The organism is uncultured Alsobacter sp. (assembly GCF_945952055.1).
Classification (GTDB): domain Bacteria; phylum Pseudomonadota; class Alphaproteobacteria; order Rhizobiales; family Beijerinckiaceae; genus Alsobacter.
Genome location: NZ_CAMFHB010000007.1, coordinates 110058 through 124380, shown reverse-complemented (window position 1 = coordinate 124380; position 14323 = coordinate 110058). Strand labels below are relative to the sequence as shown.

Genomic DNA, 14323 nt, shown 5'->3' with positions numbered 1-14323 from the left:
CCGGGGGGCCTGAGTTCCACAGCGGCCGGCGCCGCGTCACTCCGCAGTTTCGCCGGCGGCCTTGATCACCGGAGTCCAGCGGGCGACTTCCTGGGCCACGTAGCCCTTGAGCCAGGCCGGATTGCGGTTGGCGGGTTCGGGCAGCACGCCGCCGAGGTCCGTGAGCCGCTTGGCGGTGTTGGGGTCTGCGAGAGCCTTGTTCAAGGCATCGCTGAGCTTGGCCACGATCTCGGGCGAGGTGCCCTTGGGGGCGAACATCGCGTTCCAGGCGCTAACCTGGTAGTCAGGCAGTCCGGCTTCCTTGGTGGTCGGCACGTCGGGCAGGGCCGGCGAACGATCGGGCGTGGCGATGGCGTAGGCCTTGATGGAGCCCGCCTTCACCTGCTCGACCACGTTGACGATCTGGTCGCACATGTAGTCGACCTGGCCGGAGACGAGGTCGTTCATGGCCGGTCCCGTGCCCTTGTAGGGGACGGAGGTCGGCTTGGTGCCGATCGACGCGTTGAACAGCAGCGCGGTGGCGTGCGAGACGCTGCCGATGCCGGCATGGGCCAGGTTCAGCTTGTCGCCGCCCTGCTTGGCGAAGGCCACGAACTCTTTGAGATCCTTGGGCGCGAGCCCCTTCTTCGCGACGATCAGGATCGGCGTGCCGGCCGCCATGCCGATCGGCTCGAAGTCCTTGGTCGGGTCGTATTTGAGCTTGGGATAGAGCGCCGGGGCGGCGCCGTGCGTCCCCATGTGGCCCATCATGATGGTGTAGCCGTCGGGCGCGGCCTGGGCGGTGCGGGTCGTGCCGGTCGTGCCGCCGGCGCCGGCGACGTTCTCGATGACGATCTGCTGGCCCAGCGTACGGCCCATGTGCTCGCCGACGATGCGGGCGATGATATCTGTGGGGCCGCCGGCCGCGAACGGCACGATCATGGTGATCGGCTTGGCCGGATAGGTCTGTGCTGCCGCGGGTGTGGCGGCAGCGAGCACAGCCGCAAGCGCGGCAGCGATACGCAAGGTCATGGCGTTGCTTCCCTGTTGGAGAAAAGCCCGGGTCGAGCCGGGCTCTGGTCACTCTAGATAGGCGCCTTCGGACGCTTTTCTATCCTCATTCCGTGAACACTTCATCCCTACCCTTCCGGATAGAGGGAAGAAGCGCGAGCACGAGCATCACGACTGCAACCGCGAGGAGTGTCCCCGACACCGGCCGCTCGATGAAGGTGGAGAAGCTGCCGCGGGACAGGATGAGCGCCTGGCGAAGCTTCTCCTCCATCAGCTTGCCCAGCACGAAGCCGAGCAGCAGGGGCGCGGGCTCGAAGCCGAGCTTGAACAGCACGTAGCCCACCAGGCCGAACACGGCCGTGGCCATGACGTCGGTCGGGTTGTTGTTGATGGAGTAGATGCCGATGCAGCAGAAGATCAGGATGGCCGGGAACATGAGCCGGTAGGGTACCTTCAGGAGCCGCACCCACAGGCCGATCAACGGCAGGTTGATCACCAGCAGCATCAGGTTGCCGATCCACATCGAGGCGACCATGCCCCAGAACAGGGTCGGGTTCTTCTCCATGACCTGCGGGCCGGGGATGATCCCATGGATGGTCATGGCGCCCACCATCAGCGCCATGACGGCGTTCGGCGGGATGCCCAGGGTCAGCAGGGGAATGAAGGCGGTCTGGGCGCCCGCGTTGTTGGCCGATTCCGGTCCCGCCACGCCCTCGATGGCACCCCGCCCGAAGCGACGGGGATCCTTCGCGATCTTCTTTTCTAGGGTGTAGGAGGCGAACGGTCCGAGCACGGCCCCGTTGCCCGGCAGGATCCCCAGGAGGGCCCCCAGGCCTGTGCCGCGCACGATCGGCCAGAAGGACTGGCGGAATTCGGCGGCTGTCGGCAGCAGGCGTCCGATCGACCCCTTCACCACGTCGCGCGCCTCGGGGCTCTCCAGATTGCGCAGGATTTCCGCGAAACCGAAGAGGCCCATGGCGAGCACCGCGAAGTCGATGCCGTCCGAGAGATCCTGGATCCCGAGGGTCATGCGCTCCTGGCCGGTCTCCAGGTCCGTGCCGACGGTCGACAGGAGCAGGCCCGCCAGGATCATGGCGATGGCCTTCACGATCGAGCCGCGGGCGAGGACCACGGCGAACACCAGGCCCATGACCATCAGGGAGAAGTACTCGGCCGGTCCGAACAGGAGGGCGAGCTTGGTGAGCGGTGCGCCGAGCGCCGCGATCACGACCGTCGCCACGCAGCCCGCGATGAAGGACCCGATGGCGGCCATGCCCAGCGCCGCGCCGGCGCGGCCCTGGCGGGCCATCTGGTGACCGTCTAGAACGGTCACGACCGAGGTCGCCTCACCCGGGATGTTGACCAGGATGGCGGTGGTCGAGCCGCCGTACTGGGCGCCGTAGTAGATGCCCGCCAGCATGATCAGCGCGCCGGTGGGATCCAGGCCGAAGGTGATCGGCAGCAGGATGGCGATCGTGGCGATTGGGCCGACGCCCGGCAGGACGCCGATCAGCGTGCCCACCATGCAGCCCACGAAACAGAGTGCGAGGTTCTGAAGCGACAGCGCCGTCGCAAAGCCCAGCGCGAGGTTTGAAAAGAGGTCCATCTCCGCCTCCGCTCACATGAAGGCGATGACGGGGATCGGCAGCTTGAGGGCCACCTTGAACAGAAGGATGCAGCCGGCGGTCATGGCCACGGAGAAGATCACCGCCTCCTTCCAGCGCACCTCGTCGGTGGCGAAGGACGCGATGATCATCGAGGCCGGACCGGCCACGATCAGGCCGGCTGTGCGGATCGTCAGGGCGAAGACCGCCACCGCGCCCAGGATCAGGATCGGGCCGCGCAGGTGCCAGCGCGTCAGCGCCTCCCCGTCCGAGACGAAGGCCGAAGCCGCCAGCACCAGCCCGGAAAGCCCGACCAGGACGGCAATGGCGCGGGGCAGCATGCCCGGCCCCATCGCGCGCATCGTGCCCAGGGGGAGGTCGGATGAGAGCCACAGCGCCAGAGCGGCCACGGCCATCAGAAAGAGGCCGGCTGCGAAATCCTGTGGCGCACGAACGGCGCCGCCCGCCCTGGGGGCGCCCTTGTCCATCGTCGTCATCGTGACCCTCTCCCCTGACCTGTCGTCGGAAACCGCGGTGTCCCGCTGTTGTTGTCCTCTCCATGTTGCAATAGAGAAGGCGCAGCAATCGTCAAGCAGGGGCCGCCCGTTAGAGCCCTGACAGCAACTCGAGAGTGTCCTGACACATGGCGAGCAACCGCGTGTATCGTCTGGCCGTGATCCCGGGCGACGGCATCGGCAAGGAGGTCGTGCCTGAAGGCCTCCGCGTTCTGGAGGCCGCGAGCCGGCGCTTCGGCTTCACGCTGCAGTTCGACCACTTCGACTTCGCGTCCTGCGACTATTACGCACGGCACGGCCGTATGATGCCGGAGGACTGGAAGGATCGCGTCGGCAACCACGACGCCCTCTTCTTCGGCGCCGTGGGCTGGCCGGCGACGGTGCCCGACCACGTGTCCCTGTGGGGCTCCCTGCTGCTGTTCCGGCGTGAATTCGAGCAATACGTCAATCTGCGCCCCGTGCGCCTGATGCCGGGCGTGCCGTCGCCGCTGGCCGGCCGCAAGCCCGGAGACATCGACTTCTACGTCGTGCGCGAGAACACGGAGGGAGAATATTCCTCGGTGGGCGGCCGCATGTTCCCGGGGACGGACCGCGAGGTGGTGATCCAGGAGACGGTGATGACGCGGACCGGCGTCGACCGGATCCTGCGCTTCGCCTTCGAGCTCGCCCAGAAGCGCCCCAGGAAGCACCTGACCTCAGCCACCAAATCGAACGGCATCTCGATCACGATGCCGTACTGGGACGAGCGGGTCAGCGAGATGGCGAAGGCCTATCCCGACGTTCGCTGGGACCAGTACCACATCGACATCCTGACCGCCCATTTCGTGCTCCACCCGGACTGGTTCGACGTCGTCGTCGCCTCCAACCTGTTCGGTGACATCCTGTCCGATCTCGGGCCCGCCTGCACCGGCACCATCGGCATCGCTCCGTCCGGAAACATCAATCCGAGCCGGGAGTTCCCCTCGCTGTTCGAGCCCGTCCACGGCTCGGCGCCGGACATCGCGGGAAAGAACCTCGCCAACCCGATCGCCCAGATCTGGTCGGCGGCCATGATGCTCGACCATCTCGGCGAGCCCGAGGCGGCCCGGGCCATCGAGGCCGCGATCGAACGGGTTCTCGCCGAGCCGAAGCTGCGCACCAGGGATCTCGGCGGCGCGGCGGACACGACCACCTGCGGCCGCGCCGTCGCGGATCATCTCGACGGCTGACGCCGGTCAAACCAGAACAAGAGGTGACGCCTTGGAGTTCAGCCCCCAGACCCTGATCGCCATCGCCCAGATCATCTGGATCGACCTGCTGCTGTCGGGCGACAACGCGGTGGTGATCGCGCTCGCCTGCCGGAAGCTGCCGGCCCACCAGCGGCGCATGGGTATCGTCCTGGGGGCGGGCACCGCCGTCGGCCTGCGCATCCTCTTCGCCGTCATCATCAGCTGGCTGCTCGAGATCCCGCTGCTGGGCGCCATCGGCGGCCTGCTGCTGTTCTGGATCGCCGTGAAGCTCGTGGTCGGCGAGGACGAGGAGGCGCACGTCTCCGAGAGCGAGACGCTCTGGCAGGCGGTCAAGACCATCGCGATCGCCGACGCGGTCATGAGCCTCGACAACGTGGTGGCGATCGCCGCCGCGTCCGACGGCAACGTCGCCCTGTTCACCTTCGGCCTGGTGGTCTCCATCCCGCTCATCATCATGGGCTCGACCCTGATCATGTCGCTGATCGCGCGCTTTCCGCTGTTCGTGTGGGCCGGCGCCGGCCTGCTGGGCTGGATCGGCGGCGAGATGATCGTCACGGACCCGTGGATCGTCGCCCGCCTGGGCCACGGCGCGGGGGAATGGCACCTGATCGGCGCCAGCGTCGGGGCCGCCCTGGTGCTCGCCATCGCCTGGACGCTGCGCAGGTCGCGCCGCGCCCAGCATCCCGTCTGAACGCGACCGTCCGAACCGAGCCCGGGGAGACTCATGGACCTCACACTGCAATCCGCACTCGCGGTCCTCGAGGTCGTGTGGGTCAACATCATCCTGTCGGGCGACAATGCCGTCGTGATCGCCATGGCGTGCCGCGGCCTGCCGCCGAAGCAGCGCCGCATGGGGATCGTCCTGGGCTCCGCGGTGGCCGTCCTGCTGCGCGTCGTGTTCACGCTCATCGTCGTGAAGCTGCTGCAGACCCCGTTCCTGCGCATCGCCGGGAGCGTCCTGCTGCTCTGGGTGGCGGTGAAGCTCGTCGCCGAGGACGGTGACGAGGGCGACGACATCAAGGCCAGCGACAAGCTGCTGCATGCCGTCTGGACGGTGGCCGTGGCGGACATGGTGATGAGCCTCGACAACGTGCTCGCGATCGCCGCCGTGGCCAAGGACAACATGGCCATGCTGGTGTTCGGACTCCTGATCTCCATCCCGCTCATCGTCGCCGGCGCCACCTTGATCATGAGCCTGCTGGCGCGGTTTCCGATCCTGGTCTGGGCCGGCGCGGGCCTCCTGGGCTGGGTGGCGGGCGAGATGCTCGATGCCGACCCCTGGCTGGTGCAACGGTTCGGGGAGGAACTCCTCCACCGCCTCGAACTGCCCCTCGCGATCGCGGGGACCCTCATCGTGCTCGCCCTGGGCTGGCTCCTCAAAAGGCGGCATGCGACCCCGGCCGCGTGAGGCCGGCCGGCACGCATGCACAAGAATGCAGCCGAGCGCTGCCGCGGGAGCGCGAAATCGCGGCAAGCCGCCTTCATTTCGGGCGGCACACGATCTCGCGATGTTTAATGCGTAAAATATCGGCGATGAGGCCTTGCAGGGCCGAAGGTGAGGACTACGATCCCGGCGTCACTCCCGGTTCGATTGCGTGTCCATGTCCGAAGTCGCCACGTCTCCAATCGCCCAGCCCACGCTGACCGTGGAAGGCCTGACGATCGCCGTGGAGGGCCGCGGCACCGCCACGACGCTCGTGGACGACGTCAGCTTCACCATCCATTCCGGACGAACCTTGTGCCTGGTGGGTGAATCGGGCTGCGGCAAGAGCGTCACGTCGCTCGCCGTGATGGGGCTCCTGGCGACACCGCCGCTGCGCGTCACCTCCGGTCGCGTGCGGTTCGAGGACATCGACCTGCTGCGGCTCGACGAGCGCCAGCGCGCGGACCTGCGCGGCGACCGGATGACCATGATCTTCCAGGAGCCGATGACCTCGCTCAATCCGGCCTTCACCATCGGCGACCAGATCGCCGAGGTGGTCGTGCGCCATCGCGGTGTCGACAAGGCCAAGGCGCGCGCGGTCGCCCTCGACATGCTCAAGCGCGTGCGCATCCCGGCGGCGGAGAAGCGGCTCGACGACTACCCGCACCAGCTGTCGGGGGGCATGCGGCAGCGCGTGATGATCGCCATGGCGCTGGCCAACGGGCCGCGGCTGCTCATCGCCGACGAGCCCACCACGGCGCTGGACGTCACCATCCAGGCCCAGATCCTGGCGCTGGTGCGCGCGCTGCAGAAGGAAACCGGGACGGCGCTGCTCCTCATCACCCACGACCTGGGCGTCGTGGCCGAGGTCGCCGACGAGGTGGCCGTGATGTATGCGGGCCGCATCGTCGAGCGGGGCAGCGTCCGCGACGTCTTCGATGATCCTCAGCACCCCTATACCCTCGGGCTGATGGGCTCGCTGCCGTCGCTGTCCGGCGGGGAGGGGGGCCGCGAGCGCCTCGCCACCATCCCGGGCAGCGTGCCGCCGGCCGACCGGATGCCGGCCGGCTGCCGTTTCGCCCCGCGATGCCCCTTCGCCATCGCCGCCTGCTCGGCCGCGCCGCCGCCCTTGGCGGATCTCGGGGGAGGGCACTCCGTGGCCTGCATCAGGGCGCCGCTCGAAGCCCATGTCGGGGAGGCCGCCTGATGACCTCCGGCCCCGGGACCAGCGTCGCCACGCCGATCCTCGAACTCGACGATGTGAGGAAACATTTCCGTAGCGGCGGCGGGCTGTTCCAGAAGCCCACGATCGTGCGGGCGGTCGACGGCGTGACGTTGTCGGTGGCGACCGGCGAGACCCTGGCCATCGTCGGGGAATCGGGCTGCGGCAAGTCCACGGTGGGCCGCCTCGCGCTGCGCCTGCTGGAGCCGACGTCGGGCCACGTGCGATTCGAGGGGCGGGACCTGGGCGCCCTCGACGAGGCCGGCCTGCGGCGCATGCGGCGCGACATGCAGATGGTCTTCCAGGATCCGTTCGCGTCCCTGAACCCGCGCATGACGGTCGCCGAGATCGTCGGCGAGCCCCTGTGGCTGCACGGCATGGGCACCGCCCGGGAGCAGCGCGAGACGACGCTCGACCTCCTGGCCACGGTCGGGCTTCGCCCGGACCACGCCGGCCGCTACCCCCACGAGTTCTCCGGCGGCCAGCGCCAGCGCATCGGCATCGCCCGGGCGCTGGCCTGCAAGCCGCGCCTGGTCATCGGCGACGAACCCGTGTCGGCGCTCGACGTGTCGATCCAGGCGCAAGTGATCAACCTGCTGGAGGACCTGAAGGAGCGCTTCGGCCTGACGCTGATCGTCGTGGCGCACGATCTCGCCGTGATCCGGCACATGAGCGACCGTGTCGTCGTCATGTACCTCGGCAAGGTGGTCGAGGTCGCGCCCACCGCCTCGCTCTACAAGGAACCGCTGCATCCCTACACGCGGGCCCTCCTGGCCGCCATTCCGGTCCCGGCGCCGGGAGTGCGCGGCGAGCGGCGCCTGCTGGAAGGCGACATTCCGAGCCCGGCGGCGCCGCCGTCCGGGTGCCGCTTCCACACCCGCTGCCCCTACGCGCAGGCGCGCTGCAGCGCCGAGGAGCCGGCCCTGCGCGATGCCGGCGGCCGGCAGGTCGCCTGTCACTTCTACGAGGATCTGCCCGGGGACGAGGCCGCCAGGCTGGCCGTTCCCGCAGACACGAGCGCCAAGGCCCGGCGCATGGCCCTGTACCGCGCGCATCGCGAGCGCCAGGACAAGGGTGCCGCGGGCGCGACGCCAAGCACCGAACAGTAAGCAACCGAGGGGAGATCACCACTCATGAGTTCGACAGGCCATTCGTTCCGTCCGTCCGCCGCCCTGCTGCGCGGCGTGGCGGCGGCGGTGCTGCTCGCGGGCTTCGCCGCCCCGGCGGCCGCCCAGTCGCTGCGCATCGGGCTCGCCGAGGATCCGGACGTCCTGGATCCGCACCAGGCCCGCACCTTCGTCGGGCGCATCGTGTTCACCGCGCTGTGCGACAAGCTCATCGACGTGACGCCCGAGCTGAAGTTCGTGCCGCGGCTCGCCACCTCCTGGGAATGGGGCGCGGACGGCAAGTCGCTCACCTTCAAGCTGCGCGACGGCGTCAAGTTCCATGACGGCGAGCCCTTCAACGCCGAGGCGGTGAAGTACAACATCGAACGCGCCAAGACGCTGCCGGAATCCCGCCGCAAGAGCGAGATCACCTCGGTCGCCAGCGTCGACGTGGTCGATCCGCTGACGGTCCGGCTCAACCTCTCGGTCGCCGACGTGACCGTGCTCGCCCAGCTCTCCGATCGCTCGGGCATGATGGTGTCGCCGAAGGCCGCAGCGGCGGCCGGCGCCAACTACGGCGCCAAGCCCGTCTGCTCCGGCCCCTACAAGTTCGCCGAGCGCGTGCAGAACGATCGCATCGTCCTCGAGCGGTTCGCCGACCACTGGAACAAGGCGGCCTATTCCTTCGACAAGATCACCTACCTGCCGATCCCGGATTCGACGGTGCGGCTCGCCAACCTGCGGTCGGGTGATCTCGACATCATCGAGCGCGTCGAGCCCACCGACGTGAAGATCGTCAAGGGCGACGCCAACCTGAAGTCGGCGGCGGCCGTCGGCCTCGGCTTCCAGAGCCTGAACATCAACGTCGCCAACGGGGACCGCTCCAAGAACCCGCTCGGCCAGGACAAGCGCATCCGCCAGGCCTTCGAGCTCTCGCTGGACCGCGACGCGATCAACCAGGTCGTGTTCGAAGGGCAGTTCGCGCCGGGCAACCAGCCTTTCCCGCCGGCCAATCCCTACAATTCCAAGGAAATCCCGATTCCGGCGCGCAACGTCGACAAGGCCAAGGCGCTCATCAAGGAGGCCGGCGTCGCCACCCCGATCCAGGTCGAGGTGACCATGTCCAACGCGCCGCGGTCGCAGGCGATCATGCAGGTGATCCAGTCGATGGCGCAGGAGACCGGCTTCGCCATCAAGCTGAAGGCCACCGAGTTCGCGACCATGCTGAACGAGGGCACCAAGGGCGACTTCCAGGCCAACCAGTACGGCTGGTCCGGGCGTCCCGATCCGGATGGCAACATCCACGCCTTCGTCACCTGCAAGGGCGGGCTGAACGACTGGAAGTACTGCAATCCGGAGGTCGACAAGATCCTCGACGAGGCGCGCACGCTCGCCGATCCGGCCGCGCGCAAGGCCAAGTACACCGCCGCGACCCAGATCCTCTTGCAGGACCTGCCCAACATCTATCTCTACCATGAGAGCTGGATCTGGGGGATGAAGAAGAAGATCGACGGCTTCGTGGCCCATCCCGACGGGATGATCCGCCTCGAGAACGTCAAGGGCTGACGATGCACCAAGTCGTTCGCGCGGATGCCACGGGGGATCGCCCCCTCCCTCCCCTGCAGGGGAGGGTGGCAGCCGCGGAGCGGCTGACGGGTGGGGCGTGCGCCGGGCGAGAGGTGCCATGTCGGGGCCGTCCCGGGCGTCTCATCATCTCCGGCACCGTAGTCCCCACCCCCCTTCGCTTCGCTCCGGGACCCTCCCCTGCAGGGGAGGGACGGAGCTTTTCCGTCGCCGGTTCGCGTGCTCGCGGTGCCTCCGCGAACATCCCGAGAGTCCTGCCATGTTGAGCTTCATCGCGCGGCGCCTGCTGATCGCGATCCCGACGATCATCCTCGTCTCGATCTTCGTGTTCACGCTGCAGAAGCTGCTGCCCGGCGACCCCATCCTCGTGCTCGCCGGCGAGGAGCGCGACCCGGTGGTCATCGCCGCCCTTCGCGAGAAGTACCGGCTCAACGATCCGCTGCCGCTCCAGTACATCGCGTGGGCCTGGCAGGCGCTGCACGGCAATCTCGGGATCTCGCTGCGCACCAATGCGCCGGTGCTCGATCTCATCGCCGAAAAGCTGCCGGTGACCCTGCAGCTCGCCGCCATGGCGATGACCTTCGCGCTCCTGATCGGCATTCCCGCCGGCGTGATGGCGGCGGTCCGCAAGGGGACCGCCTGGGACTACGCGGCCACGGGGATCGCCCTGTGGGGCCTGTCGATCCCGAACTTCTTCCTCGGGATCATGTTGATCTTCCTGGTGTCGGTGCAGTTCAACTGGCTGCCGGCCTCCGGCTACGTGTCGCTGACCGAGAGCGTGTCGCAGAACCTGCGCACGATGATCATGCCCGCCTTCGTGCTCGGCAACGCGCTGGCGGCCAGCATGATGCGCCACACGCGCAGCGCCATGCTGGGCGTCCTGCGCCAGGACTACATCCGCACGGCCAGGGCCAAGGGCCTGCTCGAGCCGCGCGTGATCCTGCGCCATGCCCTGCGCAACGCGCTGGTTCCGGTCGTCACCGTGGGCACCCTGCTGTTCGGCGAACTCCTCGCCGGGGCCGTGCTCACCGAACAGATCTTCACCATTCCGGGCTTCGGCAAGCTGATCGTCGATGCCGTGTTCAACCGCGACTATGCGGTCGTCCAGGGCGTCGTGCTGTGTACGGCGATCGGCTATATCGGGCTCAACCTGCTGGCCGACGTGCTCTACGTCGTGCTCAACCCGCGCCTGAGGACCGGCTGATGACGCTCGCGCTCGACACGGCCTCCCCGGCCGCCGCGGCTCCGCGCAGTCGCTTCTGGGGCAAGCTCCTCCGCAACCGGACGGCCGCTTTCGGCGGCGGCCTCGTCGTGCTGTTCGCGCTGGCCGCGATCTTGGGGCCCTGGGTCCTGCCGTGGGATCCCGTCCAGACCTCGTGGAGCGCGGTGCGCAAGGCGCCCTCGGCCGCCCACTGGTTCGGCACCGACGAACTGGGCCGCGACGTCCTGGCCCGCGTGCTGTCCGGTGCCCGCGCCTCGCTCCTGGCCGGCGTCGTGTCCGTGAGCATCGCCATCGCCATCGGCGGACCGCTCGGCATCGCGGCCGGGTATTTCGGCGGCTGGACCGACAGCATCATCTCGCGCTGCACGGAGGCGCTGCTGGCCTGTCCGTTCCTGATCCTGGCGATCGCGCTGGGCAGCGTGCTGGGCGCCAGCCTCGTCAACGCGATGATCGCCATCGGCATCGCGGCGGCGCCGCTCTTCATCCGCCTGACGCGCGGCCAGACGCTGGCCGTGAAGACGGAGGACTTCGTGGAAGGGGCCCGTGCGGTCGGTCTGCCGCACCGGTGGATCATCATCCGCTACATCCTGCCCAACATCTTCGCGCCCATCCTCGTCCAGGCGACGCTCATCGTGGCGCAGGCGATCATCGCGGAGGCGAGCCTCTCGTTCCTCGGGCTCGGACAGCAGCCGCCGGCCCCGAGCTGGGGCGCCATGCTCAACACGGGCAAGAACTTCGTCCAGCAGGGGCAATGGTGGATGTCGGTCTTCCCCGGCGTCGCGATCTTCTTCACCGTGCTCGGCTTCAATCTTCTGGGAGACGGCTTGCGCGACGCTCTCGATCCGCGCGAAAGCTGATCCCGTCGAACCACCAAGAAACGTAGCCTGGGAGTGTCTGCCGTGTTCACCACCCGTCCCGAGATCAAGGGCACCTTCGGTGTCGTCACCTCGACGCATTGGATCGCGTCGGCCGTGGGCATGGCCATTCTGGAGAAGGGCGGGAACGCCTTCGACGCCTGCGCCGCGACGGCCTTCGTCCTGCAGATCGTGGAGCCGCATCTTGTCGGGCCGGGCGGCGACATGCCGGCGGTGTTCTATTCCAGCCGCACGAACAAGGTCGAGGTGCTCTGCGCCCAGGGCCCGGCCCCGGCCGGCGCCACCATCGAGGCCTACAAGGCCCGCGGCCTCTCCGTCATTCCGGGCTCCGGCCTGCTGGCGACCGTGGTTCCCGGTGCCTTCGACGGCTGGATGCTGCTCCTGAAGGAGCACGGCAGCATGCGCCCGCGCGACGTGCTGGAACCGGCGATCTACTACGCCCGCGAAGGCCATCCGATGCTGCCGCGGGTGAGCGAGACGATCGAGGGGCAGGCCGAGTTCTTCCGCAAGGAATGGCCGACCTCCGCGGCGACCTGGATGCCGGGCGGCGAGGTCCCCAAGCCCAACGCCCTGTTCCGCAACCTCGTTCTGGCCGACACCTACGAGCGCATCGTGCGTGAGGCCGAGGCGGCGGGCGGCGATCGCGAGGCGCAGATCGAGGCCGCTCGCGCCGCATGGATGAAGGGCTTCGTGGCCGAGGCCATCGACCGCTTCTGCCGCACCACCGAGGTGATGGACGCCTCGGGACACAAGAATGGCGGCGTGCTCACCGGCCATGACATGGCCACCTGGCAGGCGTCCTTCGAGGCGCCGCAGACCTACGACTATCACGGCTGGACGGTGGCCAAGCAGCGCCCCTGGGGTCAGGGGCCGGCCTTCCTGCAGACGCTGTCGATCCTCAAGGGCTTCGATATCGGCAAGCTCGACCCGAAGGGCGCCGACTTCGTGCACCTCGTCATCGAGTCCATGAAGCTCGCCTTCGCCGACCGCGAGGCCTACTACGGCGACCCGGACGTCGTCGACGTTCCGATCGACGCGCTGCTGTCGGAGGAGAATGCGGCCCAGCGCCGCGCGCTCATCGGCGAAGCGGCCTCGCTCGAGATGCGGCCCAGCATCCTTCCCGGGTTCGAAGCCCAGGTGGAGGCCGGCCTGGCGCAGCTCGCCAGCATCGGCAAGCCGCAGGGCGGGGCGGGCGTCGGCGAGCCGACCATGGCGCATCTGCGCACGGCCCGGCGCGGCGACACGGTCCACATCGACGTGATCGACCGCTGGGGCAACATGATCTCGTCGACGCCGTCGGGTGGCTGGCTGCAGTCCTCGCCCGTGGTGCCGGAGCTCGGCTTCCCCCTGAATTCGCGGGCGCAGATGTTCTGGCTGACGCCCGGCCTGCCCTCGAGCCTGGCGCCCGGCAAGCGGCCGCGCACGACGCTGACCCCGTCGCTGGCCCTCTACGACGGCGTTCCGCGCATGGTCTTCGGCACGCCGGGCGGCGACCAGCAGGACCAGTGGCAGCTCTCCCTGTTCCTGCGGAAGGTGCACCACGGGTTCAACCTGCAGGAAGCGATCGACCTGCCGCTGTTCCACACCAACCACTTCCCCTCGTCCTTCTTCCCGCGCGAGTCCCGCGCCGGGCACCTCATGGCCGAGGAGAGCTTCGGCGAGGCGACGCTGGCGGACCTGCGGCGGCGCGGGCACGCGGTCGAGGTGGCTCCGGCCTGGACGGTGGGCCGACTCACGGCCGCCGAGAAGGGCCCGGACGGGATCCTGCGCGCCGCGGCGACGCCGCGCCTGATGCAGGCCTACGCGGTCGGGCGCTGAGGGCGGCGCCATGACCTGGTCGATCGTCGCGCGCGACCCAGCCACCGGCCATTTCGCCGTGGCGGTGGCCACCCGCTTCTTCGCCGTCGGGGGGCTGTGCCCCAACGGCGCGGGGGGCGTGGGTGCGCTCGCCACCCAGGCCCTGATCAACCCCCTCTACGGTCCGCGCGGGATCGCGATGCTGGACCGCGGCTTCCCGGCGCAGACCGTGGTCGACGCGTTGACCGGTGCCGACGAGGGCCGCGACAGCCGGCAACTCCACGTCATCGACCGGGAGGGCCGCAACGCCGCCTGGACCGGCCCCTCCTGCGTGGACTGGTGCGGGCACCTGGTGGACGAGAACGTCTCGGTGGCGGGCAACATGCTGGCCGGGCCGCGCGTCGTCGCCGACACCCTGGCCACCTACAAGGCCAGCGCCGGCAAGCCCCTGGCCGAGCGGCTGATCCTGGCGCTGGAGGCGGGAGAGGCGGCCGGCGGCGACAAGCGCGGCAAGCAGTCCGCCGCGCTGCGCATCTGGTCGACCGAGAGCTATCCGATCCTGGACATGCGGGTCGACGACCATGCCGATCCGCTGGTGGAGCTGCGTCGCCTGTGGGGCGTGGCGCACGAGCGCTTCATCCCCTTCTCGCAGGCCTTCGCGACGACGGCGGACCCGGCCGGAATCCACGACCGCGCGAAGCTCGACGCGATGATCGAGAGCTACGCCAGGCGGCAGGCGGGCTGACGGCCCGGGCC

General features: G+C 68.9%; 13 protein-coding genes. 10 read left to right on the top strand and 3 right to left on the bottom strand.

The genetic code is table 11. The features are described 5' to 3' along the window. Positions 1 to 36: 36 nt before the first annotated feature. The 3 genes from Q0Q47_RS07700 to Q0Q47_RS07690 all read right to left on the bottom strand — a co-directional run bounded on the left by Q0Q47_RS07700 (position 37) and on the right by Q0Q47_RS07690 (position 3091). Complete coding sequence (locus tag Q0Q47_RS07700) at positions 37 to 1011, bottom strand: tripartite tricarboxylate transporter substrate-binding protein (protein WP_293856946.1); 975 nt, start codon at positions 1009 to 1011, stop codon at positions 37 to 39. Between the two features lie 85 nt (positions 1012 to 1096). Continuing rightward, positions 1097 to 2596 (bottom strand): tripartite tricarboxylate transporter permease, encoded by a 1500-nt coding sequence (locus Q0Q47_RS07695; protein WP_293856943.1) that lies wholly within the window; start codon positions 2594 to 2596, stop codon positions 1097 to 1099. A gap of 12 nt (positions 2597 to 2608) precedes the next feature. After that, on the bottom strand, positions 2609 to 3091 hold the full coding sequence (locus Q0Q47_RS07690; RefSeq protein ID WP_293856940.1) for a tripartite tricarboxylate transporter TctB family protein: 483 nt from the start codon (positions 3089 to 3091) through the stop codon (positions 2609 to 2611). A gap of 146 nt (positions 3092 to 3237) precedes the next feature. Between Q0Q47_RS07690 and Q0Q47_RS07685 the strand changes: the two genes are divergently transcribed. The 10 genes from Q0Q47_RS07685 (at position 3238) to Q0Q47_RS07640 (ending at position 14312) form a co-directional block, all read left to right on the top strand. Beyond that, positions 3238 to 4317 carry a tartrate dehydrogenase gene (locus tag Q0Q47_RS07685; RefSeq protein WP_293856937.1) on the top strand — a complete coding sequence of 360 codons (1080 nt, stop codon included), beginning with the start codon at positions 3238 to 3240 and terminating at the stop codon, positions 4315 to 4317. A gap of 31 nt (positions 4318 to 4348) precedes the next feature. Next, positions 4349 to 5029: a TerC family protein gene (locus tag Q0Q47_RS07680; protein WP_293856934.1), complete on the top strand. Its 681-nt coding sequence runs from the start codon at positions 4349 to 4351 to the stop codon at positions 5027 to 5029. A gap of 33 nt (positions 5030 to 5062) precedes the next feature. Then, on the top strand, positions 5063 to 5746 hold the full coding sequence (locus Q0Q47_RS07675; RefSeq protein WP_293856931.1) for a TerC family protein: 684 nt from the start codon (positions 5063 to 5065) through the stop codon (positions 5744 to 5746). Positions 5747 to 5939: 193 nt separating this feature from the next. After that, positions 5940 to 6968, top strand: coding sequence for an ABC transporter ATP-binding protein (locus Q0Q47_RS07670; RefSeq protein ID WP_293856928.1), 1029 nt, complete (start codon positions 5940 to 5942; stop codon positions 6966 to 6968). Beyond that, positions 6968 to 8092 (top strand): ABC transporter ATP-binding protein, encoded by a 1125-nt coding sequence (locus Q0Q47_RS07665; RefSeq protein WP_293856926.1) that lies wholly within the window; start codon positions 6968 to 6970, stop codon positions 8090 to 8092. Before Q0Q47_RS07670 ends, Q0Q47_RS07665 begins: the two co-directional genes overlap by 1 nt. A gap of 24 nt (positions 8093 to 8116) precedes the next feature. Next, positions 8117 to 9655: an ABC transporter substrate-binding protein gene (locus Q0Q47_RS07660; RefSeq protein ID WP_293856924.1), complete on the top strand. Its 1539-nt coding sequence runs from the start codon at positions 8117 to 8119 to the stop codon at positions 9653 to 9655. Positions 9656 to 9932: 277 nt separating this feature from the next. After that, on the top strand, positions 9933 to 10877 hold the full coding sequence (locus Q0Q47_RS07655; protein WP_293856922.1) for an ABC transporter permease: 945 nt from the start codon (positions 9933 to 9935) through the stop codon (positions 10875 to 10877). After that, positions 10877 to 11752, top strand: coding sequence for an ABC transporter permease (locus tag Q0Q47_RS07650; protein WP_293856919.1), 876 nt, complete (start codon positions 10877 to 10879; stop codon positions 11750 to 11752). Before Q0Q47_RS07655 ends, Q0Q47_RS07650 begins: the two co-directional genes overlap by 1 nt. Before the next feature lie 42 nt (positions 11753 to 11794). Continuing rightward, positions 11795 to 13588, top strand: a complete 1794-nt coding sequence (locus Q0Q47_RS07645; RefSeq protein WP_293856916.1) for a gamma-glutamyltransferase family protein — start codon at positions 11795 to 11797, stop codon at positions 13586 to 13588. A 10-nt stretch (positions 13589 to 13598) separates the two neighbouring features. Further along, entirely contained in the window at positions 13599 to 14312 is a 714-nt protein-coding gene (locus Q0Q47_RS07640) for a DUF1028 domain-containing protein (protein WP_293856913.1), read from the top strand. The last annotated feature ends 11 nt before the right edge of the window (positions 14313 to 14323 follow it).

Excerpts from the sequence above, each read along its gene's own strand:
- Q0Q47_RS07700 (WP_293856946.1), bottom strand. The coding sequence starts at position 1,011 with ATGACCTTGCGTATCGCTGCCGCGCTTGCGGCTGTGCTCGCTGCCGCC.
- Q0Q47_RS07695 (WP_293856943.1), bottom strand. The coding sequence starts at position 2,596 with ATGGACCTCTTTTCAAACCTCGCGCTGGGCTTTGCGACGGCGCTGTCG.
- Q0Q47_RS07690 (WP_293856940.1), bottom strand. The coding sequence starts at position 3,091 with ATGACGACGATGGACAAGGGCGCCCCCAGGGCGGGCGGCGCCGTTCGT.
- Q0Q47_RS07685 (WP_293856937.1), top strand. The coding sequence starts at position 3,238 with ATGGCGAGCAACCGCGTGTATCGTCTGGCCGTGATCCCGGGCGACGGC.
- Q0Q47_RS07675 (WP_293856931.1), top strand. The coding sequence starts at position 5,063 with ATGGACCTCACACTGCAATCCGCACTCGCGGTCCTCGAGGTCGTGTGG.
- Q0Q47_RS07670 (WP_293856928.1), top strand. The coding sequence starts at position 5,940 with ATGTCCGAAGTCGCCACGTCTCCAATCGCCCAGCCCACGCTGACCGTG.
- Q0Q47_RS07665 (WP_293856926.1), top strand. The coding sequence starts at position 6,968 with ATGACCTCCGGCCCCGGGACCAGCGTCGCCACGCCGATCCTCGAACTC.
- Q0Q47_RS07660 (WP_293856924.1), top strand. The coding sequence starts at position 8,117 with ATGAGTTCGACAGGCCATTCGTTCCGTCCGTCCGCCGCCCTGCTGCGC.
- Q0Q47_RS07655 (WP_293856922.1), top strand. The coding sequence starts at position 9,933 with ATGTTGAGCTTCATCGCGCGGCGCCTGCTGATCGCGATCCCGACGATC.
- Q0Q47_RS07650 (WP_293856919.1), top strand. The coding sequence starts at position 10,877 with ATGACGCTCGCGCTCGACACGGCCTCCCCGGCCGCCGCGGCTCCGCGC.
- Q0Q47_RS07640 (WP_293856913.1), top strand. The coding sequence starts at position 13,599 with ATGACCTGGTCGATCGTCGCGCGCGACCCAGCCACCGGCCATTTCGCC.